The 25,835-nt window shown below is 43.5% G+C and carries 21 protein-coding genes and 1 other annotated feature; of the genes, 8 read left to right on the forward strand and 13 right to left on the reverse strand.

Annotated features, from left to right (window positions below; translation table 11 throughout):
* Positions 1–117: 117 nt before the first annotated feature.
* From NQ489_RS16285 to NQ489_RS16305, 5 genes are all read right to left on the reverse strand, one after another.
* Positions 118–2,754, reverse strand: a complete 2,637-nt coding sequence (locus tag NQ489_RS16285; RefSeq protein WP_156906931.1) for a right-handed parallel beta-helix repeat-containing protein — start codon at positions 2,752–2,754, stop codon at positions 118–120.
* 147 nt (positions 2,755–2,901) lie between these two features.
* Positions 2,902–3,276, reverse strand: coding sequence for a 50S ribosomal protein L7/L12 (gene rplL, locus NQ489_RS16290; RefSeq protein ID WP_015526302.1), 375 nt, complete (start codon positions 3,274–3,276; stop codon positions 2,902–2,904).
* 75 nt (positions 3,277–3,351) lie between these two features.
* Positions 3,352–3,861 (reverse strand): 50S ribosomal protein L10, encoded by a 510-nt coding sequence (gene rplJ, locus NQ489_RS16295; protein ID WP_021652200.1) that lies wholly within the window; start codon positions 3,859–3,861, stop codon positions 3,352–3,354.
* Positions 3,862–3,912: 51 nt separating this feature from the next.
* Positions 3,913–4,049, reverse strand: a sequence feature (ribosomal protein L10 leader region).
* A gap of 50 nt (positions 4,050–4,099) precedes the next feature.
* Positions 4,100–4,729, reverse strand: a complete 630-nt coding sequence (gene upp / locus NQ489_RS16300; protein ID WP_044961929.1) for a uracil phosphoribosyltransferase — start codon at positions 4,727–4,729, stop codon at positions 4,100–4,102.
* 157 nt (positions 4,730–4,886) lie between these two features.
* Positions 4,887–5,765: a Cof-type HAD-IIB family hydrolase gene (locus NQ489_RS16305; protein WP_021652201.1), complete on the reverse strand. Its 879-nt coding sequence runs from the start codon at positions 5,763–5,765 to the stop codon at positions 4,887–4,889.
* A gap of 331 nt (positions 5,766–6,096) precedes the next feature.
* Between NQ489_RS16305 and NQ489_RS16310 the strand changes: the two genes are divergently transcribed.
* From NQ489_RS16310 to NQ489_RS17885, 4 genes are all read left to right on the forward strand, one after another.
* Positions 6,097–7,233, forward strand: a complete 1,137-nt coding sequence (locus NQ489_RS16310) for an FAD:protein FMN transferase (RefSeq protein ID WP_049947012.1) — start codon at positions 6,097–6,099, stop codon at positions 7,231–7,233.
* A gap of 269 nt (positions 7,234–7,502) precedes the next feature.
* A complete protein-coding gene (locus NQ489_RS18005; protein ID WP_412901754.1) occupies positions 7,503–7,574 on the forward strand; it encodes a hypothetical protein in 72 nt (23 codons plus the stop codon).
* A gap of 39 nt (positions 7,575–7,613) precedes the next feature.
* Positions 7,614–7,901, forward strand: a complete 288-nt coding sequence (locus tag NQ489_RS16315; RefSeq protein ID WP_021652205.1) for a hypothetical protein — start codon at positions 7,614–7,616, stop codon at positions 7,899–7,901.
* 58 nt (positions 7,902–7,959) lie between these two features.
* On the forward strand, positions 7,960–8,124 hold the full coding sequence (locus NQ489_RS17885; RefSeq protein WP_021652206.1) for a helix-turn-helix domain-containing protein: 165 nt from the start codon (positions 7,960–7,962) through the stop codon (positions 8,122–8,124).
* Positions 8,125–8,211: 87 nt separating this feature from the next.
* Here NQ489_RS17885 and NQ489_RS16325 read toward each other — a convergent pair whose 3' ends face one another.
* From NQ489_RS16325 to NQ489_RS16345, 5 genes are all read right to left on the reverse strand, one after another.
* Positions 8,212–8,463, reverse strand: coding sequence for a hypothetical protein (locus tag NQ489_RS16325; RefSeq protein ID WP_044961921.1), 252 nt, complete (start codon positions 8,461–8,463; stop codon positions 8,212–8,214).
* A gap of 108 nt (positions 8,464–8,571) precedes the next feature.
* Positions 8,572–10,740, reverse strand: a complete 2,169-nt coding sequence (locus tag NQ489_RS16330; protein ID WP_021652208.1) for a glycoside hydrolase family 2 protein — start codon at positions 10,738–10,740, stop codon at positions 8,572–8,574.
* Positions 10,741–10,749: 9 nt separating this feature from the next.
* Positions 10,750–11,592 carry a carbohydrate ABC transporter permease gene (locus NQ489_RS16335; RefSeq protein ID WP_015526309.1) on the reverse strand — a complete coding sequence of 281 codons (843 nt, stop codon included), beginning with the start codon at positions 11,590–11,592 and terminating at the stop codon, positions 10,750–10,752.
* Positions 11,589–12,461, reverse strand: a complete 873-nt coding sequence (locus NQ489_RS16340; RefSeq protein WP_015526310.1) for a carbohydrate ABC transporter permease — start codon at positions 12,459–12,461, stop codon at positions 11,589–11,591. The genes NQ489_RS16335 and NQ489_RS16340 overlap by 4 nt, the downstream gene beginning before the upstream one ends.
* Before the next feature lie 59 nt (positions 12,462–12,520).
* Complete coding sequence (locus NQ489_RS16345) at positions 12,521–13,828, reverse strand: ABC transporter substrate-binding protein (protein WP_021652209.1); 1,308 nt, start codon at positions 13,826–13,828, stop codon at positions 12,521–12,523.
* 212 nt (positions 13,829–14,040) lie between these two features.
* On the opposite strand from NQ489_RS16345, the gene NQ489_RS16350 reads away from it, so the two are divergent.
* From NQ489_RS16350 to NQ489_RS16360, 3 genes are all read left to right on the forward strand, one after another.
* Positions 14,041–15,831, forward strand: coding sequence for a sensor histidine kinase (locus NQ489_RS16350; protein ID WP_021652211.1), 1,791 nt, complete (start codon positions 14,041–14,043; stop codon positions 15,829–15,831).
* An 18-nt stretch (positions 15,832–15,849) separates the two neighbouring features.
* Positions 15,850–17,457: a response regulator transcription factor gene (locus tag NQ489_RS16355; RefSeq protein WP_021652212.1), complete on the forward strand. Its 1,608-nt coding sequence runs from the start codon at positions 15,850–15,852 to the stop codon at positions 17,455–17,457.
* Between the two features lie 183 nt (positions 17,458–17,640).
* Positions 17,641–19,014 carry a sodium-dependent transporter gene (locus NQ489_RS16360; protein ID WP_021652213.1) on the forward strand — a complete coding sequence of 458 codons (1,374 nt, stop codon included), beginning with the start codon at positions 17,641–17,643 and terminating at the stop codon, positions 19,012–19,014.
* Positions 19,015–19,205: 191 nt separating this feature from the next.
* Here the strand turns inward: NQ489_RS16360 and NQ489_RS16365 are convergent, their stop codons facing one another.
* Both NQ489_RS16365 and NQ489_RS16370 read right to left on the reverse strand, forming a co-directional pair.
* The gene (locus NQ489_RS16365; protein WP_021652214.1) at positions 19,206–22,598 is read right to left on the reverse strand and encodes a DEAD/DEAH box helicase; all 3,393 of its coding nucleotides are present in this window, start codon (positions 22,596–22,598) and stop codon (positions 19,206–19,208) included.
* Positions 22,599–22,800: 202 nt separating this feature from the next.
* On the reverse strand, positions 22,801–24,231 hold the full coding sequence (locus NQ489_RS16370; RefSeq protein ID WP_044961931.1) for an aspartate ammonia-lyase: 1,431 nt from the start codon (positions 24,229–24,231) through the stop codon (positions 22,801–22,803).
* 399 nt (positions 24,232–24,630) lie between these two features.
* Here NQ489_RS16370 and NQ489_RS16375 point away from each other — a divergent pair, with 399 nt between their 5' ends.
* Entirely contained in the window at positions 24,631–25,077 is a 447-nt protein-coding gene (locus NQ489_RS16375; protein ID WP_021652217.1) for an Lrp/AsnC family transcriptional regulator, read from the forward strand.
* 100 nt (positions 25,078–25,177) lie between these two features.
* Here the strand turns inward: NQ489_RS16375 and thiE are convergent, their stop codons facing one another.
* Complete coding sequence (gene thiE, locus NQ489_RS16380) at positions 25,178–25,819, reverse strand: thiamine phosphate synthase (protein ID WP_044961924.1); 642 nt, start codon at positions 25,817–25,819, stop codon at positions 25,178–25,180.
* Positions 25,820–25,835: the final 16 nt, after the last annotated feature.

A 25,835-nucleotide genomic window follows, 5' to 3' on the forward strand; every position in this document is an offset into this window, starting at 1 on the left:
AAAAGTGTGTCAAGCACTTTTTTTGATTTTTTTACATTTTTCAAAAAAAAGATTCTGTTCCTTCTATACATACGATGTATGGATATCCGGAACAGAATCTTTTTTTATCACACATACTTACTTCACAACAGTATTTACTGTTACTGTATTTCCGTATTTATCTTTTGAGACAAGTTTCAGAGCAGTATTCTTTTTTTGCTTCTTTATTTTAATAACGTACTGTTTCTTTTTGTTTACGGATGATACACCCAGCTTTGTCTGTTTTCCGGAACGCTGCACATATGCAATAACTGTCTGGCTGCCTGATGCAGTTCCGCTTATAGCTGTACTTCTTGATGTAACAGTTCTGCATGAAGGACGGTTGATGCCGTTCCATCCTTTGCAGCTTTTTACATATACCGCCTGAACCTTTCCGTTTTCGCAAAATGTATTCTTTTTCATGACCGGTATTACAGATGCATATGCATAAACACCATTCCCCCTATTTTTCTCCGCACGGTTTCCTGATACTTCGGATACTTTTGATTTCCAGAGCAAAATACCACTTTTTGCATTTGATGTCACACGATTGCTTTTTACCCTTACTCCGCCGGCCACATACTCAATTTTCACGCCATGATTTTTGTTGGATAAACAGATATTACCAAGAACATTATTGTTCTTTCCTGCATTTACACGTATTCCCGAGCCGGCCACTGATTTAACAGTATTCTTCTGTGCAGTGGATGAAGTATTTACAGATTGCAGATAAATTCCATCTCCGCCTGCTCCGGAAACAGTATTCTGCTCTACAAGATTTCTCTGTTCTGATCCTGCTGCATAGACAGAACCGGAGAGATAAATTCCCGTATTTGCAGTTCCGGACACTGTATTCCTGCTGATAACGCTTCCTCTGGAATCCTGGGCATAAATCCCAAAATTGGAATATGAAGAAGTTTTTTTCATTGTTACCTGATTATCTGTTACGGTATCTGTGTCAGTAAGAGACATGCTGATTCCGTTTCCATATCCGCTGATCTGATTATCTTCTACAGTCACACCTTTCACCGGATATATCTTTTTAGGGAGCACAGCTCCATCTTTTTTCATATTATAGCCTGAAACTTTTATACCACTGCAGATCCATGCAATTCCACCAATACTGGTAGTTCTGGCAAGACTGATGTAGTTTCCTGCCACACGAAGATTCCTGTTTTTCAGCATGTCCGGCCCATCATCATAGCCTGGCGTCTGGTGTGTATTGCTGCTCACAGAAGAAATGTCCACTCCATTTCCCACATTTACCATGGTATTATTTTCTGCTGTAGAATCTTCATAATTCATAAACCTTATACAGCGTTTTTTTACATTATGGAAAGTATTATTCGTAACTGTGATCCTTTTATATGTTTTTCCGGACATCATACTGTGCGTTCCCAGCCCTGTAAAGACATCTTCGAACACATTTCCATCGATCACAAAATCTTCACAGGTCGTTCCATCATAAGGTCTGTACTGCGGAAAAACATTGCTCTCATCTGTACAGCAGTCGATCTGAATACATTCCTGTCCGCCTTCCACATAATTCTTATAATAGCCACTGAATGTACAGCCTGTGATCTTGGCATTTTTCACTCCGCCAAATTCCAGAAAATGAGATTTCAGATTATTAAGAAATGTAGCATTTTTAATCGTAACATTCGTAGCATGTCCAATGCAAAATCCCACAAATCCGCCTGGTGCATCCTTATTTTCCACACACTGATAATTGTAGTCCCAGGTTCCTCCATCGATCACAATGTTGCGATATCCATCATATCCGCCTTCTGAATCTTTGGTATTTCCAAGACGGAGGATCAGATGTTTGGTGGTAGACGTTTTTGTAATATTAGCGTCTCTTGCATATAAGTACATATTACTGTACATGCAAAGTGTACCTGTCAGTTCATAATTTCCCGGTGGAATTATGATCTTGCAGGGATTTTCATCTGTGGCCTGATCTTTCAGTTCAAGAAACAGTGTGTTCAAGGGTGCTGTGATATCCTGTCCTTCCTCAACTTCCAGAGTCACAGTCTGATAAGTTCCAAGTTCTCCATCTGAAGCATCTCCTGCGGAAAAATCCCCAGCAGCATTGGCATCATCTGTAAAATCAGCCTGTGCCTGACCTGCGCCTTCATCAGCTTTATTATTATCCGGCTCTGCGACGTTTTCTACATTACCGTTTTCCTGCTGAAGCTGAAGTTCTTCGGAACCGTTATCGCCATTCTCCGTTCCTTCGGAAAAATCTGCCGGCAATTCTCCGCTGATACTGCCATCTGCTGTCTGAATATCCTCACTGCCAGCTTCCGTTGCTGCATTGTCAGAAATATTCTTATTTGTGTCAAAATCTCCATCTGTGCTTCCATCTGAAAATGTGTCTTCAGTTGAATTTTCCGATATTTCCTCATCCCCCGGTGCCTCTGATACATCCACTGCTTCTACAGCACCTGACTCTATTTTTGTCCAGGATGCCTGTGATGCAGGAACCACACTGCCATCGTTATCCAGCACAAGCGGATCCAGATCCTGTTCCGGCATATTTTCCTCTTCTTCAAGCTCCTCCTGCTGCTGCATTGCAGCTTCCTGAGCCCGAAGTTCATCCAGAGGATTTTTCACGTTTACATTTATATTTTTTACATTTTTTCCGACAGACACTGTCTTGGCTGCCGTCGGAAAAGAAACTCCTGTGATTCCCAACGCAGCAGCAAGGATACAGGCCATTATTTTTCGTTTCATATTCCATCCACCCTTTCCTGTCTCCTTTATTATCCTTTCTTTTTCTTCAAAAAGCAAGATTTACCCTGGATTTTTTCACTAAAAAAGCTGCTGTGCCGCCGGTAAACCGGCAGGCACAACAGCCTCAAAGCTCTTATTCTGACTGGATTATTTAAGTGTAACCTTAGCTCCCTCAGCCTCAAGTTTAGTTTTGATGTCCTCAGCCTCAGCTTTGGATGCGCCCTCTTTAACAACCTTCGGAGCACCATCAACGATAGCTTTAGCCTCTTTAAGTCCAAGACCTGTAACCTCACGAACAACTTTGATAACTTTAACTTTGTTAGCGCCAACCTCTGTAAGCTCTACGTCAAACTCATCTTTCTCCTCAGCTGCCTCGCCTGCTGCACCTGCTGCTGCTACAACAACACCTGCTGCTGCGGAAACGCCGAACTCTTCCTCACAAGCTTTTACAAGGTCATTTAACTCTAATACAGATAATTCTTTGATTGCTGCAATAAATTCTTCTGTTGTTAATTTTGCCATTTTAATTTCCCTCCATTTATAAATTTTAATTAATAATCATGCGGTCGTTATGCCGCCAATTGCACGTTGCTGGGATTACTCAGCAGCTGCTGCGTCAGCTCCGCCGTTCTGCTCTGCGATCTGATTAAGCACACGAGCGAAGTTTGCGATCGGAGACTGCATGCTTCCAAGCAGTTTTCCAAGAAGTTCCTCTCTTGAAGGAATTGTGGACAGTGCCTGAATTCCGGCCTGATCATTGTAGTTACCTTCAACTACACCTGCGATCAGCTCCAGTGCCGGGAACTGTTTTGCATATTTAGCAAGGATTCTTGCCGGAGCAGTTGCGTCTGTCTCGGAGATAGCGATCGCATTTGTGCCATGTAAATGATCACTGAGGCTCTCAAATGCTGTACCCTCGAATGCACGACGCATCATGGTATTTTTATATACCTTGTACTGAACACCAGCTTCTCTTAACTCTTTACGAAGAATTGTATCCTGCTCAACTGTAAGACCGCTGTAGTTTACAAGTACAACAGACTGTGCGTCTTTAATGCTGTTAGAGATCTCTTCTACGATTGGTTGTTTCAGTTCTACTTTTGCCATGAAATGGTACACCTCCTTATAGATTTTGTATACCGCCGTCGCAATAAGTCAATCTGTTTAAAAAAAGACCTTACTGCTTCGCAATAAGGCCTTGTGTAATCTTAACTCAGAATACTTGGACCTCGGTAGGCGTTTTGATCCTTATGCCTTACGGCACCTACTGTCTTCGGCAGCGTTCTTAGGTACAATACCATAACAGTGCCGGGTGTGTCAAGTATTTTTTTAGATTTTTTCAAAATTATTTAGTACCAAAAATACGGTCTCCGGCATCTCCAAGTCCCGGGCAGATATAAGCGTTCTCATTGAGCTCTCTGTCAAGGGAACCACAGTAGATCTGTACATCCGGATGTGCCTCGTGAAGTCGTTTCAGTCCCTCAGGAGCTGCGATGATGCACATAAACTTGATATTCTTTCCGCCCTGTTTCTTGACAAAATCAATGGCAGCTTCGGCAGAACCGCCGGTTGCAAGCATCGGATCAACGATCACTGAAATACGCTCGTCAATAGATTCAGGAAGCTTACAGTAATACTCATGGGGCTCATGTGTTACCGGATCACGGTAAAGTCCCACATGTCCGACCTTTGCAGACGGTACCAGTGTGAGAATGCTGTTTACCATTCCAAGTCCTGCACGGAGGACCGGGATCACTGCCAGCTTCTTACCTGAGATCATCGGTGTCTTACAGGTTTCTATCGGTGTCTCGATTTCCACTTCCTCTGTAGGAAGATCACGAAGCGCCTCATATCCCATCAGGATTCCGATTTCCTCCACCAGTTTACGGAACTCGTTTGTTCCTGTATTTTTATCACGGAGCATTGAAATTTTGTGTTTGATCAGCGGGTGATCCATAATATAAACATTTTTCATTTTTTCCATCGTGATTTCCTCTCTTTGTCTGTGTTTTTTGTAAAGCGAAACTTCTCATTCCACTCTGCTTCATACACCGGAACGCAAGCCTTTCGCTTTTCTGTATTCATCTTTCTACATTATAATATATATGACACTTTTTCAAAAGGGGGAAAAACTATTTTCCCTGGCGTTCCAGAACCTGATCAATAGCATAGGCCACACCAAATTCATTGTTGTTCTTTGTGATGTATTTTGCTGCTCTTTTAATCTCCGGAACTGCGTTTTCCATTGCAACAGTTGCGCCGAAATCCATGGAAATCATGGAATAATCATTAAGGCTGTCACCAAGGACCATCACCTCATCCATGGTATAACCCAGAGACTCGATATATTCTTTCAGCACCGGGCCTTTCTGCGCCTCTACTGCTGTAATCTCCTGATTATATATAAAGGAAGAAGCCACTGCAACGGCTGGATTTTCTTTCAGCTCATCGCTGAGTTTCTCCAGCTGCTCCACATCTGCCGCAAAAATGAAGATCTTATATACCGGCGCACCGCTGCTCTCCAGGGAACGGATATCGGAAATCCCTTTCGTGTTTCCGGCGATCCTGCGGTACTGCGGGGATTTCCGTACAATCTCCTCGCTGGTATCTATGTCCATATTGAAAAGACGGATCTGCTGAATGATCCCGTCTTCAATTTCTTTCTTTGTTCCAATACGGTAATCATAGCGATCCGTAAAAAATGCTACAGATACCGGGTATTTTTTTGCCGTATTGTAAACCTCCTCACACAGCTCAATAGAGATCGGTGTACTCTTTACAACCTCCTGCTGCGGATTTCGTACTTCAGCACCGCTGCTCACCACATAATCACAGGTCAGCTCTGTTCCCTTCAGTTCCTCCATGGCACCGGGGAAATTCCGGCCGGTGGCAACCATAAAGCGGATTCCCGCATCGCAGGCACGCCTGACCGCCGCAAGGGTTTCCGGTGCGATCCTGTGGTCATCACCAAGAAGTGTGCCGTCCATATCACTTGCAATTACTTTTATCATGAAAATTTTCTCCTTTTATCTGTAAAAATTCCGGTCAATCATTCGGCTCCATAGCATCCATAGCAAATATGTCCTTTTTTCGGAGAAATTATATCTTATATTATTGCAAAATACAATGATTTTTGCGACAGGCATATGCCTTTCTGATTTCAGAAATACATGGTATAATGAGATTTCATAAATCTGTCCGATGTCGGTCAAGCGTATATCCGCAATCCGCGTCGCTGCTTGATCCGGTTAAGTGAATAACCCCATCCACATGTACTACATAGATTTGCATCAAATAAATGCTCTTCAGTTAAGTCAGTCAATCAGAAAGCAGGAGAATATTATGTCAACTTATTTTTTTCATTCCAAAAGAAGCCGCTCGCATTCCCGTTTCTTCTATTTAATATTGTGCACAGTCCTTGTCTGTCCAATGCTCCTTTTCACAGGCTGCGGAAATATCACGGATGCAGATACATCCACCACCGGAAATCAGCCCATCAGTATCAGCAGTATCAAATTGAATACAGCTGTACAGATCACAATTTACGATTCTCAGGATAAAGCTCTCCTGGATGACTGTCTGGCACTGTGCGATAAATATGAGCTGGTCTTCAGCCGGACAAATGAGAAAAGCGAGCTTTATAAATTAAATCACCGCAAAGATACATCGGATAAAGATTCCAATACCGACCGGCAGACTACTCCATATCCGGTCAGCGGCACAGCAGACACCTGGCATATATCTGAAGACCTTGCCGCTCTGCTTTCCGAAGGACTCGATATCACCAGGGAGTCCGACGGTGCCTTTGACATCGCCATTGCGCCTTTGACCTCTCTCTGGGATTTCACAGCAGAAGACCCGAAGGCTCCGGATGATGCAGATATTCAGAAAGTTCTCCCCCTGTGCAGCTCCGACGGCGTCACCATTGGCGGGCAGGATATCACACTTCCCTCTGATGACATCCAGTTCGATGTAGGCGCCATTGCCAAAGGCTATATTGCAGACCGCCTGAAAGATTTTCTGGTAAAAAAAGGCGTAAACAGTGCTATCATCAACCTTGGCGGCAATGTCCTCTGCATCGGCTCGAAGCCTGACGGCACTCCCTTCAAAGTAGGCATCCAGAAGCCCTTTGCAGATCGCAATGAAACAGAGGCTGTTATGGATATCGCCGGAAAATCCGTTGTATCCTCTGGGATTTATGAGAGGTGCTTTAAGCAGGGCGGTAAATTATATCATCATATCCTGAATCCCCAAACCGGCTATCCTTATGATAACGGCCTGATTTCTGTGACGATCATCTCCGACCAGTCTGTGGACGGCGATGCCTTAAGCACCACCTGTTTCGCCCTTGGCCTGAAAGACGGGCTGAAATTTGCAGAGAAAAAAGGCGTGCAGGCCGTTTTTATCACAGAAGATTATGAACTGCATTATACTGACGGATTCCAGGATGAGATCAATGTCACTGATGTGGAATCCTGAACCATGAAATCTTTTTCAGTAACAACCAAAAACCTTACGGATAGACCATATTTGTCACATAAGTCTGCGGATAATCTTTCAGAAGATTTGCCATTGCTGTCTGTGTCTGTGTCGTTGAAAATGGCTAAGATGGACCGTTCCACAGACATTCATAATCTGCTCCCAAGCTTCTTCATATTCCTTATCCGGAAGTTCAAAACACCATGGGATAAATCCGAGCAAACAGTGATCTTCTGGAAGCAGATAATGCCGAAGATGGCCTGAAGATCATTCTCAAAGAGCATCCTGACATTATTATCACAGATATGAAAATGCCCGTCATGGACGGAATACAGCTCTAAAAAAAGCCGGAAGAACTTCACATCGACAGCAAAATCAGTGTGATCAGCGGATTCAGCGATTTCAAATATACAAGACTTGCGATCCAGGCTGGTGTTATTGATTACATACTGAAGCCTGTTGATCCCCAGAATTTGAACAATGCGCTTTCAGCCACAATTTCTCAGTTGGAAAGTGAAGCAGGCAAAACTGGGACTTCCGATTCTGCTTCATCACCCGAACTCTGCTCTGCATTCACCAGTAGGGTAATCAGTGATGTTTTTGATTATATCAATGCACATTATCTGGAAAATATCTCCCTGGCCGATATTGCAGAATCTTTTTTCTAAGTAAGGAGCATCTGTCCAGATTGTTTTAAAAAAACGTCAGAATCTTTTTTCCTATGCTATGCAGTTAAAGCTCACCGAGGTGAAACGGCTTCTGCAGTCTACGGATATAACTCTCGACGACATTGCCTGGCATCTTGGTTTCAGCAATGGAAATTACTTCAGCAAGGTTTTTAAAAAGAACTGTCAGATGTTTCCCAGTGAATACCTGAACGTACAGCTATAGTTCTTCAGAAAACTTTTCTCCGATAAAAAGTAGCTGTAACTGAGCGTATTCGTTCAGTTACAGCCACTTTATTCAATATTATTATATTCAGTTATTGATCATATCCGGCCAGGAAAGAATCTCTGCAGAAATCTTCTCTTCATAATCTCCGTCAATGTCCTCACTTCTTCCAGCCGCATAAATATTGGTCTCGGCACCCCAACCGTTGTCCTCGTATTCCCATACATGGAATTTCAGTCCACGGAACATGAAATCCAGACTTCCGCAACCATCTTCCTCTGTGTATTCGAATTTGATATTTTTTTTGTTCAGAGCATCCTGTACTTTCTGTAAACGCATATAATATCGCTCCTTCCACGCCGAAAATCTTCCTTTATACACAAAGTATAACATGTTGTGATTTTTGATACAAGTCAAGGATGAAAGTGCCTGTGAGCTGCAGATAGCTCAGGCCCAGTAGAGTCTCATTCCAAACTCATGGCTCATACGGTCCGGATGCCCATCAACTCTTGAAAGCAAAGTACAGATATCCTGATAGGTATTCTTTGCCATACATTTACCGCTATTATCAGAAAGAATTAGTGTAAGGTTCCACTTCTTGCCTTTTCCGTATTCTTTCTCAAAGGTTTTTACCATGACACGGCTGTCTGCCGGAACTTCTGCTTTAACACTTCCCTTTTCCACCAGTTCTCCGTTCAATGTTTCTGTAATGATCCATGTAAGTTCACACTCTCCCAGAGCTCCATCTGTATCATTTACAATATACAGACTGTCCAGATGGTCTTTGTGCTTTGCAAAAACACCCACTGGTGCGTTGCTTTCCAGTATAGCCTGAAGACCCTTTTTGGGAATTCCCCACCAGTCATATAATCCGTAGAAGCTCTGAGGACACAGATCGATAAACATAAACTGTATATATCCTGAGCAAGGTTCATATTTCTGGATCCTGTAATGCTCTGTATAATATTTCAGAAGCTTATACTGATATTCCTGGATCTTCGGGATATCATCCACCAGTTTTTCCAGACGATGATATACCGCCGGAACAGTTTTCAGATTTTCACTGCTGCCCGGTGCATCAAATCCGTACTCTGTATTCAGCTTTTCTGTCTGCTCATAAATATCTGCATATTCTCCACCGCATAAAGAACCCAGATAATTATGGCTGTCCCCGCTAAGCAGATCGTCTTCGCAGAAAGAACCCTTGATGATCGGTCTGCCCGGATCCATCTTCTGTACTTCCCTGTACAAAGCAGGTCCCGGATTTTCCTCCATAAATCTCCTTCTCACATTTCCATCCGGATCAATACATCCCGGTTCATTCATAATGATCCAGCAGATCAGAGACGGATGATGCTTCAGAAGTTTCACATTTTCTCTGTAAACATCTGCAAATCTCTGCGCCCATTCATCTGTTGAAGGATGCGTCCAGTTGTACTCCGAATCCTGAAAAACTGCAATTCCCAGCTCGTCACACAGATCATAAAAAACTTCCTGCTCTGTGTGGACATGTACTCGTACCAGATTAAAACCTGCCGCCTTTACATTAAGAAGATCTCTCAGGTACCGTTCCTTTGTCATTGCAGAAATATAACAATCCGGAAAATAAGAGGTTCCTCTTATATACAGTTTCCTGTTATTAAGCCAGAATCTTGTTATTTTTTCATTACGCTCAATCTGAATGTCCCGAAAAGCAAAATTCGTTGTTCTGCTGCTCAGTATGTCTTTTCCCCTGCTTAACGTAAGTTCTGCCTGATACATCCAGGGATAACCATGATCCCATGTGGACCACAGTCTGACATCTTCCACTTTAAGCTCACATTTAAAACCTGTCTCTGCTTTCTCTGCCATTATCTGAACAGTTTTTTCTGCCTTTATAAGACCGGACTCTTTTTCCCGGATCTTTACATTAAAATCATATGTCTCCCCGGATTTCAGACCTCGCGCTTCAGTTTCCACATATACGTCTGCTTTCCTTACATCCGGATCCAGTTCATACTTCAGATCTGTCTGATCTTCCAGAACACCTTCTTCTGTCAGGATCAGTTCCACTTTTCCGTAGATTCCTACAGGATTTACATCTCTCTGGATAAATGTATCAGAATGTTCGTAGGTACCTTTTACCATATTTCTTTTTACCAGGTGGGTTCTGGAATCCTGTGCATCCAGCTCCACCTCATCATCCCATGGAGAACTTACCTTTACAATGAGATAATTTTTCTCTCCAAAAACAAGCTTATCTTTTACATTAAAGGAAAATGGAGCGGAATATCCTTCATGCTCTCCAAGAAATTCTCCGTTAATCCATACTTTTCCATAATAATCAACATTGGTAAATTTAAGGACAGCATCCGTAACTTTCTGATCCGGAACTTCAAACTCTGTTTTGTACCACCAGGGCGCCTGATTGAAATATCTCAGTTCACGCCCGAAATATGGCTGTCTGGCATAGATAAGCTGCAGATGTTTCAGTTCCTCCAGTTCCTCCCATTCAGACACCTGGGAACCTACGGAAGTATCCGCTTCCCTGGCAGCATAAAGCCCGGTCTTTTCCCCTGTATCATGAACATCCTGCAAAATTTTCCATCCTTGTTTCAATTCAATCCTTGTTTCCATTTCAGCCTCCTAACTCTTGACCGCACCTGCAGCCATACCTTCGATTATGTTTTTGTTAAGAATAAAATACACGATCAGTGTAGGCAGGATCGATATTACGATCGCCGCAAATGTACTTCCCCAGTCCACTCTTCCGAACTGCCCCACAAAGTCATTCAGGCCAATTGGCAGAGTTTTCATATCAGAAGATGAGATAAATGTATTGGCATATGTAAATTCGTTCCATACAAAAACAAAATTGTATGTAAGAACTGTCATTGTAGTATTTTTAGCCATAGGTACCACGATCTTGCGGAATGTGGTTCCCATTGTGGCACCGTCAATAACTGCTGCTTCCAGAAGAGAATCCGGCATAAATTTAAAAAATCCGGTGTAAAGATAGATACACATTGGAAGTCCGAACCCGATCTGCGGAAGCACCAGTGCCCAGTATGTATTTCTCAGTCCGATCCTGTTATAAATCTGGAACATGGGTATAAGGCAGGAAAAAATAGGCACCATCATTCCAAACAGGAAAAATGCCATCAGTGCATTGGCATATTTTACCTTTACCTTGCTGATCACAAATGCAACCGGGCATCCCAGGACTACGATGCCAAGAAGTGTGAGAACTGCCACAACCGTACTGTTAAGAAAATATCTTGGAATGGATGAGATCGTCAGTGCGCTGATATAGTTTCCAAGATAAAATCCTGATGGCAGGGCATACTGTGCAGTATATGTCATTTCATCCGGTGTTTTCAGACTGGAGCAGATAACCCAGAAAATAGGGTAGACCTGTATCATGACAAAAATAAGGATCACTACATAGAACACAGCACGAATAGGTATATTTTTTCTTGATTTTATCATTCTGACCCATCTCCTTTCGCCGATCCCAGGCATTTCTGTATAATCCCTACTGCTACCAGACATTCAATGACCAGAAAAACGGACAATGTACTTCCATAGCCAAAGTCAGCCGAATTAAAAGCGGTTTTATACATATAAGTTGCCACCATCTCTGTTGATCTGGATTTATTGTCAAGAATATAGAATACATCAAAGGTTTTCAGACAACCATTTACAAGCATTACAATGACAATGCTGAATATATTTTTCACCAGTGGAAGCTTTATGTAACGATACTGTTGAAAAACATTGCAGCCATCCATTGTAGATGCCTCGATCACATCCTTTGATATGGATACAAATGCGGAATAAAAAATGATCATGTACAGACCACAGTATTTATATCCATCGATCAGGGTTATGGTAATCAGCGCTGTATGGGAATTTGCCAGCAAAGCGATAGGTTCCATTCCCAGTTTTTCCATCACATAGCAAACCAGGCCCTGGGGCTGGACAGAAAGCATTTTGGAAAAAATCTGGCAGATCGCCATAGATGAAATGATACATGGAATAAAATAAATAACCCGCAGAATATTTCCACCTTTGGAAATATGTGTAAGCAAAATTGCCAGGATCAGTCCTGCACATAACTGGAACAAACTTCCCAATACAACAAATTTAAGATTATTTACAACAGCCTCACGAAATGTCTCATCCTGAAACATCCTCACATAATTTTCCAGTCCGATAAACTTCATATCACCGATTCCATTCCAGGAAAAAAGGCTGTAACCCATTGACCACAGAATTGGGATGATAACAGTAAGAATATATACGAACAGTGCAGGAAGAACAAACGGTAAAGGCTGGATTTTATTTCTGGGCTTCATATCCTCTCCCCTTTCATACGCAGATGCAGATAAAATTCCGCATCTGCGTATTCTCTCAGTTATTCTTCAGTGTCAAAATAATCAGATGCATACTGTTCTACAGCTTTGTCCATGTTTTCGCAGAACTCTTCAGGAGTTGATTCTCCCATTCCAAGGCTTGCCAACTCTTTTCTGTAAACCTCGTTTGTAGAAGGATCCAGACGAACATCCCAGCACTGGGCAAAAGTGCCGCAGTTCTCAAGATCACTTAAAATCTGCTGTGTAAGCTCCGGAAGCTTCTCCGAATCACTTGGCATCATGGATGGAAGCATATTGAACTCATACATTGCCGTATCAGCAAAATTATCCCATACATAACTGATGAAATCTTTCATCTCATCACTCATGGAATCCTTGAGAATGGCAGTTCCGATTCCACAATTCGCATAGTAATCATTTTCTCCTGTAGCGGTTCCTTCGCTGTCTACAGGAAGTTTGAACATGGAAATGTCATCTTTAAGATTTCCCTCATCATCTGTAAGATCCGGTGTATCCCATGTTCCGGTGTATAACATTGCCGCACCACTGTTCAGAAACAGATCCATCTGTGCGGTAGCATCTGAACTTGTCCATCCTTCACTGAAATACTGGGCTATATCCTGTGTATACTGGGCTGTTGCGATACCTGTCTCAGAATTAAATTTTTCTTTTCCCATTCTTGCATTGTCAATGAAGTCATTTCCTTCCAGTCTGAAAGCCTTAAATGCAGGATAACGCATGATCATGTCGTAATTTCCTGCGGATATCGGGGTCATTCCCGCATCTTTCAGCTTCTTGCACACATCCAGGAGGTCTTCCAGTGTCTGAGGTGTTTCAGTAATTCCGGCTTTTTCAAACATGTCTTTGTGATACCAGAAATACTCTACATTTCCCTGCCAGGTCATAAGGTAATTGCTTCCGTCACTGAGTTTCGGATAATTCAGTGCAATATCAAAGAACTTGTCTTTGATACCCAGTTCATCATAAAGGTCATCCACACTGTAGATCAGATCCTTTTTGCAAAGTCCTTCAAAAAATGCCTCCGGATCTGCGTCAAACCAGTCCGGCAGCTCATTGCTGGATGCAAGGATCTTGATCTTCTGAAGATATGTTTCTCTGTCTGCAATAGACTCTACATTGAATTCAAAATCCGGGTGATCTTTTTTATAATCTTCTGCAAGCTTCTTCAATGTTTTCAGTGCCGCATCTGTTTCGCCCCTGGCACTGATATAATTGATCACAAGTGGTTCGGAATCCTCTTTTTTATTTGCCCACACATTCATCATGCTGAATGAAGAGAGACACATCATTGTGGCAAGTGTAGCAGCCATCACTTTTTTTAATTTCATTTTCGTCCTCCTTTTGGTACATTTCTATTCATCCGGATTGAATATTTTGTTCCGCTTTCCTTATCGATGAGACCATTATATTAAATCCGTCCGGAAAAATACATGGAAAATCTTCGCTGTACCTGGAATATTTTCTCCAATCTTTCCCCCACACTTGTGAGAATTTTTCCCTTATTATATAATGTAGCCAATAAAACCAGAGGGGGGATTCCATGATAGAAAATCTGAAAAAAAAGGTGTTTCACTTATTTTTAGGAATCAGTCTGAAACGCAGGCTTTTTATTACATATCTGCTGCTCAGTTCTCTGATACTCATGCTTACTTCCGTGTTTTTTTATACTGCATCCAAAAAAGTACTGATCAAGCGTGCCGCACTTTCCAGTCAGCAGCAGCTATCCCTGATCACCAGCAACCTTGGAGAAAAGATCGATAATATATCAAACTATGCCATCACCCTTTCCATCAACAGCAATATCGCCGATGTTTTAAAAGAAAATCCCACAGTTCCCGAAAACACACTGGAACATTTTCTGGTAAATTCCGAGCTTACAGACCAGGCCCAGCGTATCATCGGACTTCACAAAAACATCTATGCCTGGGATATCCTGGATACAGAAAACCACTGGTTTCACAGCAGTACCACAGAAACAGATCAGCTTGATTCCATTTTAGGTCCCGAAGTCCTTGACAGCCTTCAGACTAATCTGGCCTTTCAGTTTCTCGGACCCTTCCAGATAAGTGGGGAGCCAACCTTTGTAGCCTTAAAAAGTATTACAAACATTGATAACACCAAATATCTGGGCGCCCTGGTCCTTCTGATCAGAGAAACAAATATTTCCTCTACATTCCGCGACCTTCCGGACAGCTCTTCCAGGGATTTCTATATTACTGATGAAAATGGACAGATACTTTCCTCTTCTTCATCCGGAGGTATTTATAAAGACTTCTCATCCTATACAAAAATCAGTTCAGAGAATTATAAAACCCTGACAGAAACCGACAGGCAGTTTTTTTCCGTAGACGGCACTGACACTCTTTTTATCTGCAAATCCTATCCTGACCTGAACTGGAATGTGATCAACCTGATTCCTCTGGAAAGCCTGACTCTGGATCATATGGTGATCCTGCACAACATTCTTCTGATCAGCATTGTAGTGTTTATTTTATCTGTATTTTTTTCCATATTATGTACAGGTACTGTCACCGCACCTATACAGAAACTTGTGGAAAAAATGAAATCTGCGTCTGCCGGAAAGCTGAATATTTCTGCCAGTTACTCTTCAAATGATGAACTTGCAGTTCTCTATAACCAGTTTAACCTTATGATGCAGAAGATCCAGACATTACTTAACGATATCTATGAGGAACAAAATGCCAAACAGAAAATGGAAGTACGTCTTTTACAGTCCCAGATCAATCCCCATTTTCTTTATAATACTTTAAACACCATCAAGTCTCTCATAGAACTTGACATGAATGATACCGCAGTAAAAGCAGTGTCTTCCATGTCATCTTTCTACAGAAACTCTCTTTCAAAGGGACAGTTTATCATTCCTCTGCGCCAGGAGCTGCTTCTTACAGAACAGTATCTTTATATCCAGAATCTGCGGTATATGGATTTTGTTGATTACGAGATCACCTATGAGCCGTCCTGGGAGGATCATGGGGCAGAGATACCCAAGCTGACCATACAGCCTGTTGTGGAAAATATTTTTGTCCACGGACTTACCAGCCAGATATGCCATATTCACTTAAATGTTTCTATCAGAAATGGTACCATCTGTATTTCTGTTTCTGATAATGGTTCCGGTATCCCGCCGGAAAAACTTGCCGAACTTAACCGTTCTATCAGAGACTTCAAAACTGCCCGACATTCTTTCGGGCTTCCAAGTATCAACCACAGGATTGCTCTTCTCTACGGTGAGAATTACGGACTCACCATCGAAAGTTCACCTGAAAAGGGAACCACTGTAACCATAGTAATACCTGACAAAAAAATCTGATCGAGGGGGAAATATAAAGTGAAAACACTTGTAATTATTGACGACGAAGTTTTTTTCAGAAAATCTCTGATCAATTTTCTTGAAAAACAAAACCTTTATAACATTGCAGGGGAAGCTAATAACGGACAGGCCGGAATCCGGCTTATTGAAAATGTTAAACCCGATATTGCCCTTGTGGATATATCCATGCCGGTTATGAGCGGTCTGGATATGATCGCAGCTCTTGGAACAGACTGTCATACCAGGTTCATCCTTTCCACAGGATACGAAGATTTTGACTATGCCAAAAAAGCCATCTCTCTTCAGGTCCGCGGATACCTCCTGAAGCCATTGGATCACCGGGAGCTTATGGAGACACTCCAGAAAGTAAGTGACGAGATCGATCAGGAAAATTCCAGAAACAGTTATGTGAATAATTATTTTCAGTTCCGCGATCTGTATACACGGCAAATGCAGCTTAATTTCTTCCAGAAGGTGATCAGCGGAACAACCATTTCCCCGGATGATCTGGAAAAAATTCCGATTCATAAAACTTCCGATTATCTTACCATTCTTATGGAGATCCACAATGCCAATCCGGAAATATGGGATGAAAAAGGTGATTTTTCTCTGCTCCACACCATCCTGGAAAATATATGCAGGGAAATCTTACAGCCTGTGTGCAAAGAGCTTATTTACATTGACTATTCTCAGATGAGACAGTATATCATCATGGAAAAAAGCTCTGATTTTTCTTTTACCGATCTGGAACAATCCTGTCTCAGACTTGCCGGGATATATGATAATATCGCACAGATTTCCACTTTTTTCTGCTGTGGAACACCTCATGAAGGCGTGGAAGGAATCCGCTATTCCTATGAAGAGGCTCTTTCTGTTTTTCATAACAGAACTGCGTCTTCTTCCGGATTTCTTTATTTCACGCCCCAGTCCCATTCCGGTGATTTTACATTAAAGCCTCTGGTTTATAATGATATCCTGATCTTTCTGCGCCAGCAAAATTCACCGGCTCTCTGTAAATATATTGATGAATATTTCAACGATATCATCACCAAAAAAATCCATATCCGGCAGACCTGGAGTGTAGCTGCTGCTTTTCTTACTGTACTTGACGGTTTTATCACGGAGTGCAGTCAGCGTGAAACGCTTTTTCCTCTTCTGGAAAACGCCCTGAATACTTACCAGAACTGCCAGAGTGCCCTGCAGTTAAAACAACTGCTCCAGTCTACCTGCAAGGCAGTTCTGGATTCTCTTGCTGATGAAAAAAATCCGCGGAAGTCAGCTCTTGTATCCCAGGTTCAGGAATATATCTGTCTGAATTTTAATCAGCCGGATCTTCGTCTTGAAACCATTGCTTCCCATTTTTTTGTCAATCCCCAGCATCTCTCTGCTGTATTCAGTCAGGAATCCGGAGTTACACTTACCTCATATATCAATGTCTGCCGCATGAAAAAAGCCAGACAGTTTCTTCTGGAAGACAGCCCTTCCATTCAAAATGTAGCTTCTTTATGCGGATTTTCTGATTCCGGATATTTCAGCAAATGTTTCCGGAAATATTACGGAATCTCTCCAAAAAACTTTGTATCCCTGACTGAAAAGAACAGTTATCCAGGTTCTATCGGCATATGATCTTTATATCATTAAAGCGTAACGTTTCACCGCTTCATCTTATTAAAATTACATTTTACTCTAACATATGTTTTATGTAAAATGCAAGTTCTTTTTATTGTGCAATATCCCGGAATGTGTTAAGATAAAACCTGCGACTTTATACAAATAGCAGTTTACCATACTGCAATAATGAGGTGAGTTATGAAAGAAAGAGAAAAACTTGGATCCCGTCTGGGATTCATTCTGATTTCTGCTGGCTGTGCCATCGGAATCGGAAACGTCTGGAAATTCCCTTACATGGCCGGACAGGGCGGTGGCGGCACATTCGTACTGTTTTACCTGATCTTCCTGGCCCTTCTTGGACTTCCTGTTATGACTATGGAGTTTTCTGTTGGACGTGCCAGCCAGAAGAGTCCTGTCAAAGCATATTACGCACTGGAAAAACCAGGACAGAAATGGCACATCCATGGATATATCACTCTGATCGGATGTTATCTCCTGATGATGTTTTACACCACTGTTACAGGCTGGATGCTGAATTACTTCTATATGACAGCCACCGGTAAATTCCAGGGACTTGATTCCGACGGTGTTGCAGGACAGTTTACCAACATGCTTGGCCAGCCCGTTACTATGGGATTCTGGATGATCGTTGTTGTTATTGCAGGTGTTTTTGTCTGCTCCCGCGGTCTTCAGAACGGCCTTGAAAAAGTTACCAAGGTTATGATGATCTCTCTTCTGGTGATCATGGTTGTTCTTGCCATCAACAGTTTTACCATGGATGGTGCCAAAGAGGGACTGAAATTCTACCTGATCCCGGATTTCGAGCGTATGAAAGAGATCGGTATTATTTCTACCATTACCGGTGCTATGAACCAGGCATTCTTTACTCTCAGCCTTGGTATCGGTGCTATGGCTATCTTCGGAAGCTACATCGGAAAAGATCATGCACTGCTTGGTGAATCCATGAATATTGCGCTTCTGGATACTTTTGTTGCGATCACCTCCGGACTTATTATTTTCCCGGCATGTTTCACATTCAATGTTGACCAGACTTCCGGACCGAGCCTGATCTTCATCACACTGCCGAATATTTTCAACCACATTCCGCTTGGAAGACTGTGGGGAAGCCTGTTCTTCATCTTTATGTCATTTGCAGCTTTCTCTACCATCCTGGCTGTATTTGAAAATATTATTTCCTGCGGTATGGAGCTTACCGGCTGGAGCCGAAAAAAATCCAGTCTTGTAAATGCCATCGCCATCATCCTTCTGTCTCTGCCATGCGTACTTGGATACAATGTATGGTCCTGGGACTGGCTCAAGGTATTCGGCGGCGCAATTCTCGACCTTGAAGATTTTCTGGTAAGCAACATTCTGCTTCCGCTTGGCTCTCTTGTATACCTGCTTTTCTGCGTTTCCAAACGTGGCTGGGGCTGGGAAAACTTCACAAAAGAAGCCAACACCGGAAAAGGCATGAAAATCCGGAAATGGATGCGCGGATACATCACTTATATCCTGCCGCTGATCATTCTGTTTATCTTCTTCTTTGGTCTGTACGATAAGTTTTTTGCATAAAATAAAACTTTAAATAAAACACCCCTGACGGATATCGTATGTGATTTACACACGCGATTTCCATCGGGGGTGTTTTTGTTGAGTCAGGCGGATATTCACAACCTGCATTCTTCCCGATACAAGCAAGTCCCCTCACCGCTTATTGCTTTTCGTAATTGAAGCAGGGAACTTACTTGATTCAGTTAAGAATTTTACCTGCCTAGCAGCTCCAGTACTTCCTCTCTGCTAATCAAAGCCTGGCCGATTCCCTCGCCGCTTAAGATCTCATCAGCCAGTTCCCGTTTTCTTTCCTGAAGAGCCCGGATTCGTTCTTCTATGGTGTCTTTCATAAAGAGGCGGTAGACACTGACAACGTTCTGCTGACCGATGCGGTGGGCACGGTCTGTTGCCTGATTCTGCACGGCAAGATTCCACCAGGGATCGTAGTGGATCACAATATCTGCCGCAGTAAGATTTAAGCCTGTTCCTCCTGCTTTCAATGAAATGCAGAAAACAGAAGTATCGTCCTCATTAAATGCATGTACCATCTGCGCCCGTTTTTCCTTGGAAGTCGATCCGGTCAACATATAAAAAGAAACTTTTGCTTTTTTCAGACGGACAGCCAGCACATCCAGCATGGTAGTAAACTGGGAAAACAACAGGAGCTTATGTCCGCCATTCACCGCATTCTGAACCAACTCCATGCACATCTCCAGCTTGGAAGAATTCCCTTTGTATCCTTCATATACAAGTCCCGGATAACAGCAGATCTGCCGCAGCCTCGTGATCTCTGCAAGGATCTGCAGTTTAGAAGTGCGAAACTCCGCATCCGACTGCATCCCAAGCATCAGACGAAGTCGTTCCGTATGGGCCTCATACAGTTCCTTCTGCTCGCTTTCCAACGGGGAAAACATATCTTTTTCCAGCTTATCCGGAAGATCCTTCAGCACATCCCTCTTCAATCTCCGCAGCACAAAAGGACGGATCATTTTCTGCAGACGCTCCATCGCATCGGAATTGCTGTACTGCACAGCTGGAAGCTCTATTTCCTTGCGGAATTTCTCATAAGAATACAAAAATCCCGGCATCAGAAAATCAAAAATACTCCACAGCTCACTGAGCCGGTTCTCTACCGGTGTACCGGTCAGCGCAAGCCTGAATTCCGACCGGATCTCCTTCACAGCCTTTGCCACCTGAGTTCCGTGATTCTTGATATACTGCGCCTCATCAATGATCTGCACAGCAAAATCCAGGTTCTGATAAGCCTTCAGATCCCGTTTCAGAAGGTCATAGGAGGTGATCAGAACCTCCCGTTCTCCCGCATTTTTGATCAGTGCTTTCCTCTCCTTCACATCACCAGTCACAACGGTAGCCGGAAGTCCCGGCGCAAAACGTTCGATCTCGTTCATCCAGTTAAACACCAGCGAAGCAGGCGTTATCACAAGGGCACGTCTGTTTTCTCCCGGCGCAGATTCCTGAAATTCTGACCAGAGAAATGTGATCACCTGGAGGGTTTTTCCAAGTCCCATATCATCTGCCAGGATCCCTCCAAACTGATTATGCTTCAGAGTTTTGATCCAGTAAAAGCCCTCTTTCTGATAGCCCCGGAGGATTTTTTCCTGCTCCCTGGGAATCTGAAATTTATGTTCTTCCATTGTCTGCATGTTCCGGATCAACGCACGAAAGGCATTATCCTTCTCTACCTTGATCAGATCGCCGCCCTTCAGCTGACTATCCAGATACATAGCACGATAGGCCGGAACCTGAGTCTTTCCTTTTTTCAGTTCACGATCACTGATCTGCAGTCCATTTTTCAGAGCAGAAAGCTCCCTGAGCTGACCATCGGAAACATCCAGAAAGCTGCCATCCTTCAGGCGGAAATATTTTTTCCTGCGATCGTACCTGGAAAGAATATCAAAAAGCTGCGCCTGATCCATCCCCTCCACATCCAGATCCAGGTTCAGAAGTCCGGCTGACAGAGAAACGCCAAGACGGATATTTGGCAGCTTTGTCACCCGCATCTGTTTGATGGACTGGGAAATATAGACAGCTGCAACTTTCTGCATGGCGGGGATCCCTTCAGTAAGAAGCTGGTAGAGCTTTTCTTCGGAATCTTTCACACTGTCAGGTTTCCCTGAACATTCCCTGCACAAAGATTCCAGTTCCTCGGCACGACAATCCAATGCCAGCTCCATCCGCTGGTCATCATATCCGTTAAAATATTTTGACAGCAGCGCAAACACACCAAGCTCTCCCGGAATATCCCTGGTGCGGGCAGACACATCTCGGTCAAAAACCGAAAATTTATCCTTCCCGTAAACAGAAAATGCCTTACAGGTGATCCAATCACGCTCCGGCGCATCCAGATAGATCTCATATGCAGCCTTGTAGCATTCAAGACCTGTTTCTTCCGGGAAATCCCTGAGATCACAGTGGAAAAATTTTTTCAGGGAAGGAAGCAGCTCACGCACAAACGCAGGCACATCCGGTTCATCAATAAAGCCTCGGCCTGCAGGAAGCCGCTCCAGACAGGCAACAAATTCCTCCACTGCTCCAAGCTCCTGCCTGGAAACCAGATATACCTTCGCATTATCAAAATACATATGATACCGTATGCCTGTCACACTGTATACCGGCGCGATCTCAAGAGATAACCCCTGATCCTTCTTCCGGATCATCAGCGTCCTGTCCGGAATTTCTCTGGCAGAATGCCATGTTGTTTCCGGATCATTGTTCATTTTGAACTTGAAACTTTTTTCGCCAAGTATAAGAAGCAGATTTTCAAGTTCTTTTCTGTCAACGGTAAGATCCCTCACCTTTTCCACAGCTATATTCTTCAGCTGTTCATATCTGGACATGTAAGTGCCGTGATGATTCTCGACCCATTCCCGGATAAAGGCCAGCACGCTTCTGGATCCTTCTGAAAAGGCTTCATCTGAATGGATAAATTCCAGATTTTTTCCATAAGAAACCTTCTCATTATGATCCAGATTCCACACAAAGGCCAACACATCCTTGAGGATATATTTTTTCTCACAGCCAACGCGGAATTCCACGGTAAAACAATTTCTCACAGAATTAAATTTCAGGCAGGTTTCCAGCTCCACCCTGCCAAAATACGGATCCCCGGAAAACGGAAGCATACGGCTGTATAGCTGGCGATTAAGGAGGCTTTTCAGCTCAACGGTGGTTTTCGTTGCAGGCTGCCCTGGTCCGGATAAAGCAGCCGGAAATGCTGTTCCGCTGAATAACTCTGCCTGCTTCTGTTCCTCATCCTGCTGTCTGCGGATTTCCACACGCTCATAGGCCTTACGGTCTCCATATTCCAGAAGCACTGCCACGCAATGCTTACAGATCCCGGAATAGCTGCGAAAGGCCGGGCAGTCACAGTATGCTTCTTTTATGCGGTCCGCTTCTGTATCATACTGAAAGCCTGTATTGTATACATTACGCCCACTTCCCTTCACTGCTGCAGATATTTTATCCACAGCTCCTTCCGACTTAATATCCAGCGACTGGATCCTCTTTCCGGTACGATAAATATCAAGACCTCTCTGATATGCCGTTGTATTACAAAGTGCCCGTATGGCTGTTCGTTTAAGCATGTATCTTTCCCTTCTTTTCTTATCGCGTTTCTTCCATTATAAAAGGAGACCTGCACTGTGGCAAGTCTCCTTATAGTACTCATTGATATCTCATTCCTGATCTGCCTATAGCATTTCCATAAAATCCCGCATCAGGTTCAGCTGCTCTGAAATGAATTGCTGCATCAGACGTTCCCGTCATACGTTGGTACAGATAACTTTCTCAGCAGGCTTTCCTTCTTGCTTCATCCTCTTTCCGCTCTTCTCCGACTTCTGTCATCAGATACGGATCAAGAACCTCTTCCAGCTCTTTCTCAGTCATGATCCCTTGTTCCAGAACAAGTTCCCGGACAGACTTGCCAGTTTTTACTGCAGTTTTTGCGATGGTTGCAGACGCCTTGTAACCAATATGCGGGCAAAGAGCCGTTGCAATTCCTGCACTGCTTTCCATCAAGTCTTTGCAGTGTTTGCGGTTTGCGGTGATTCCTGTGATACAGTTTACGATCAGGGTATCCACTGCTTTTTCCAAAGTGGTAATGGACTCAAACAGGTTACAGAAAACTACCGGCTCAAAAGCATTCAGTTCCAGCTGTCCGGCTTCTGCCGCCATGGTAATGGTGGTATCATGTCCTACGATGTGGAAAGCAACCTGGCTTACTACCTCCGGAATGACCGGATTTACCTTACCTGGCATGATGGAAGACCCATTCTGCTTTGCCGGAAGATTGATCTCACCAAATCCGGTTTTCGGGCCGGAAGACATCAGTCGAAGATCGTTGCACATCTTGGAAAGATCCACCGCACAGGTTTTTACTACACCGGATACGGCAACAAAGCCGTCCAGATTTTCTGTTGCATCAAAAAGGTCCTCGGCCTGTTTCAGCGGATAACCTGTAAGCTTTTCCAGATTTGGCACGATCTTATAAAAATAAGAATCGGAAACATTGATAGCAGTTCCCACTGCAGTTCCTCCAAGGTTTACGGTGTACATTTCCCTGTGAGCCTTTTCGATACGTTTCCTGTCTCTGGAAACCATAGACGCATAACCGTGGAACACCTGACCAAGGCGGATCGGAACTGCATCCTGAAGCTGTGTACGTCCCATAGTGATCACATCATCGAACTCCTCTGCCTTTTTTGCAAGCTCCTTCTCAAGTCTTACCAGTGCTTTTTCCAGAGGTGCAAGAAGATCCAGAACGGTAAGCTTACCGGCCGTCGGGATCACATCATTGGTGGACTGCGCCATGTTTACGTGATCATTTGGATGGACCATTTTATAGCTACCCTTCGGACATCCGAGGATCTCACCGGCTCTGTTTGCGATCACCTCATTCATATTCATATTTGCGCTGGTTCCGGCACCACCCTGAATGGCATCTACGATAAATTCCTCAGCCAATTTTCCTGCGATCACTTCATCACAGGCTCTGACAATGGCGTCTGCCTTATCCTCCGGAAGAAGCCCTGCATTATTATTAGTGATAGCTGCTGCTTTTTTAATCTGTGCCAGGTTCCTGATAAATACCGGATGAAGCTTTGTACCTGTAATAGGAAAATTCTGTTTTGCCCTTAAAGCCTGAACTCCGTAATAAGCCTCTGCAGGCACTTCCATAGTTCCGATCGAATCTGCTTCCAGTCTTGTTTCTGTTTTCATTTTGTCATCCCTCTTCTTTCTTCTGATCCTGTGCACATCTGATTTGCTCCGCCCTCTGATCTCATCTTTTTCAGTCCGACGGATATTCACTGTTTACAAATCATTCTGTTATTTTCATTTTTATCAGCAGCTGTTTTTCTGATGCCTAAGAAGCTAACACTTTCTTTGTGGCTTGTAAATACTTTTAATAGAAAACCACGACTATCCGTGTTTTTCAATAGTTTATATTAATCTTTTTAAGAATTTCTTTTATTTTTCTTATTTTTATTAAGTCGTTTCTTGTGTTGTGATAACACACGCAGTATAATCAATACAGAAAAACATATTTTCAATCCACTTCCCTACGCAGCTCTGTACCAGTTACAAATGACATTTTTTCATCGAAAGGAGACATTCTACATGGAACACAAACTCGACAACATCGACCGAAAGATCATCGAAATGCTTCAGAAAAACGCCCGCACCCCGGTAAAGGAAATCGCAAAGGAAGTCTTCCTCTCATCCCCCGCTGTTTCCGCCAGGATCGAACACCTCGAAAAAAACGGGCTGATCACAGGCTACCACGCCCAGATCAACCCGGTATTTCTCGGTTATCATATAAAAGCATTCATCAACCTGGAAGTAGAACCCAACCAAAAAAAAGACTTCTATCCCTTCATCCAGTCCATCCCAAACGTCATCGAATGCAACTGCGTCACCGGCGATTACTCCATGCTCATCGAAGTAGCCTTCCGCTCCACCATGGAACTGGACCACTTCATCAACGAACTCCAGCAGTTCGGCCGCACCAAAACACAGATCGTATTCTCCACCAGCGTAGAACACAGAGATCTGCCGGTGGAGTAACCACCCTCCCCTGCCGCCTTGAAAAACCAGCCCGTATTTCAACAAAAAAAGAACAGCAATGAACCTCAAATCCACCACTGCTCTCCTTTCATTTCCTAAATCACTTTCCCATCAAAGCAACAATCTTCTCCTTCAGCTCCCGCGCATTCTTCTTCGGATCCTCCGCCTTCATGATCGCAGAAACAACCGCCATACCACTCATACCGGCACCCTCAAGCACATCCATATTCCCGGCATTCAATCCCCCGATCGCAACCGCCGGAATCGGAACCGCCTCACAGATATCCTTCAACGTAGAAACCTTGGTAAGGATCGTCACCACCTTAGTAGTAGTAGGATAAATCGCCCCCACACCAAGATAATCCGCACCAGCCTCATAAGCCTTCACAGCAGCCTCCACCGTCTTGGCAGTAGCCCCCACGATCTTATCCGGTCCCATCAGCTTCCTTGCCACAGCAACCGGAATATCAGAAGCTCCAACATGCACACCAGCCGCATCACAGGCCAGCGCCACATCCACACGATCATCAATGATCAGCGGCACATTGTAACGATCTGTGATCTCCTTCACCTTAAAAGCCTTATCCAGATACTCCCGTCCACCCTTATTCTTCTCGCGAAGCTGGACCAGAGTCACGCCACCCTTACAAGCCTCCTCAACCGTACGGAGCAAAGACTCCTCCGTATGATAAGAACTATCCGTCACCAGATACAACGTTACATCCAAATCTTTTCTATCCATCCTAATCCCCTCTTTT

The organism is Blautia sp. KLE_1732_HM_1032 (assembly GCF_025147905.1).
Lineage (GTDB): Bacteria > Bacillota > Clostridia > Lachnospirales > Lachnospiraceae > Blautia_A > Blautia_A fusiformis.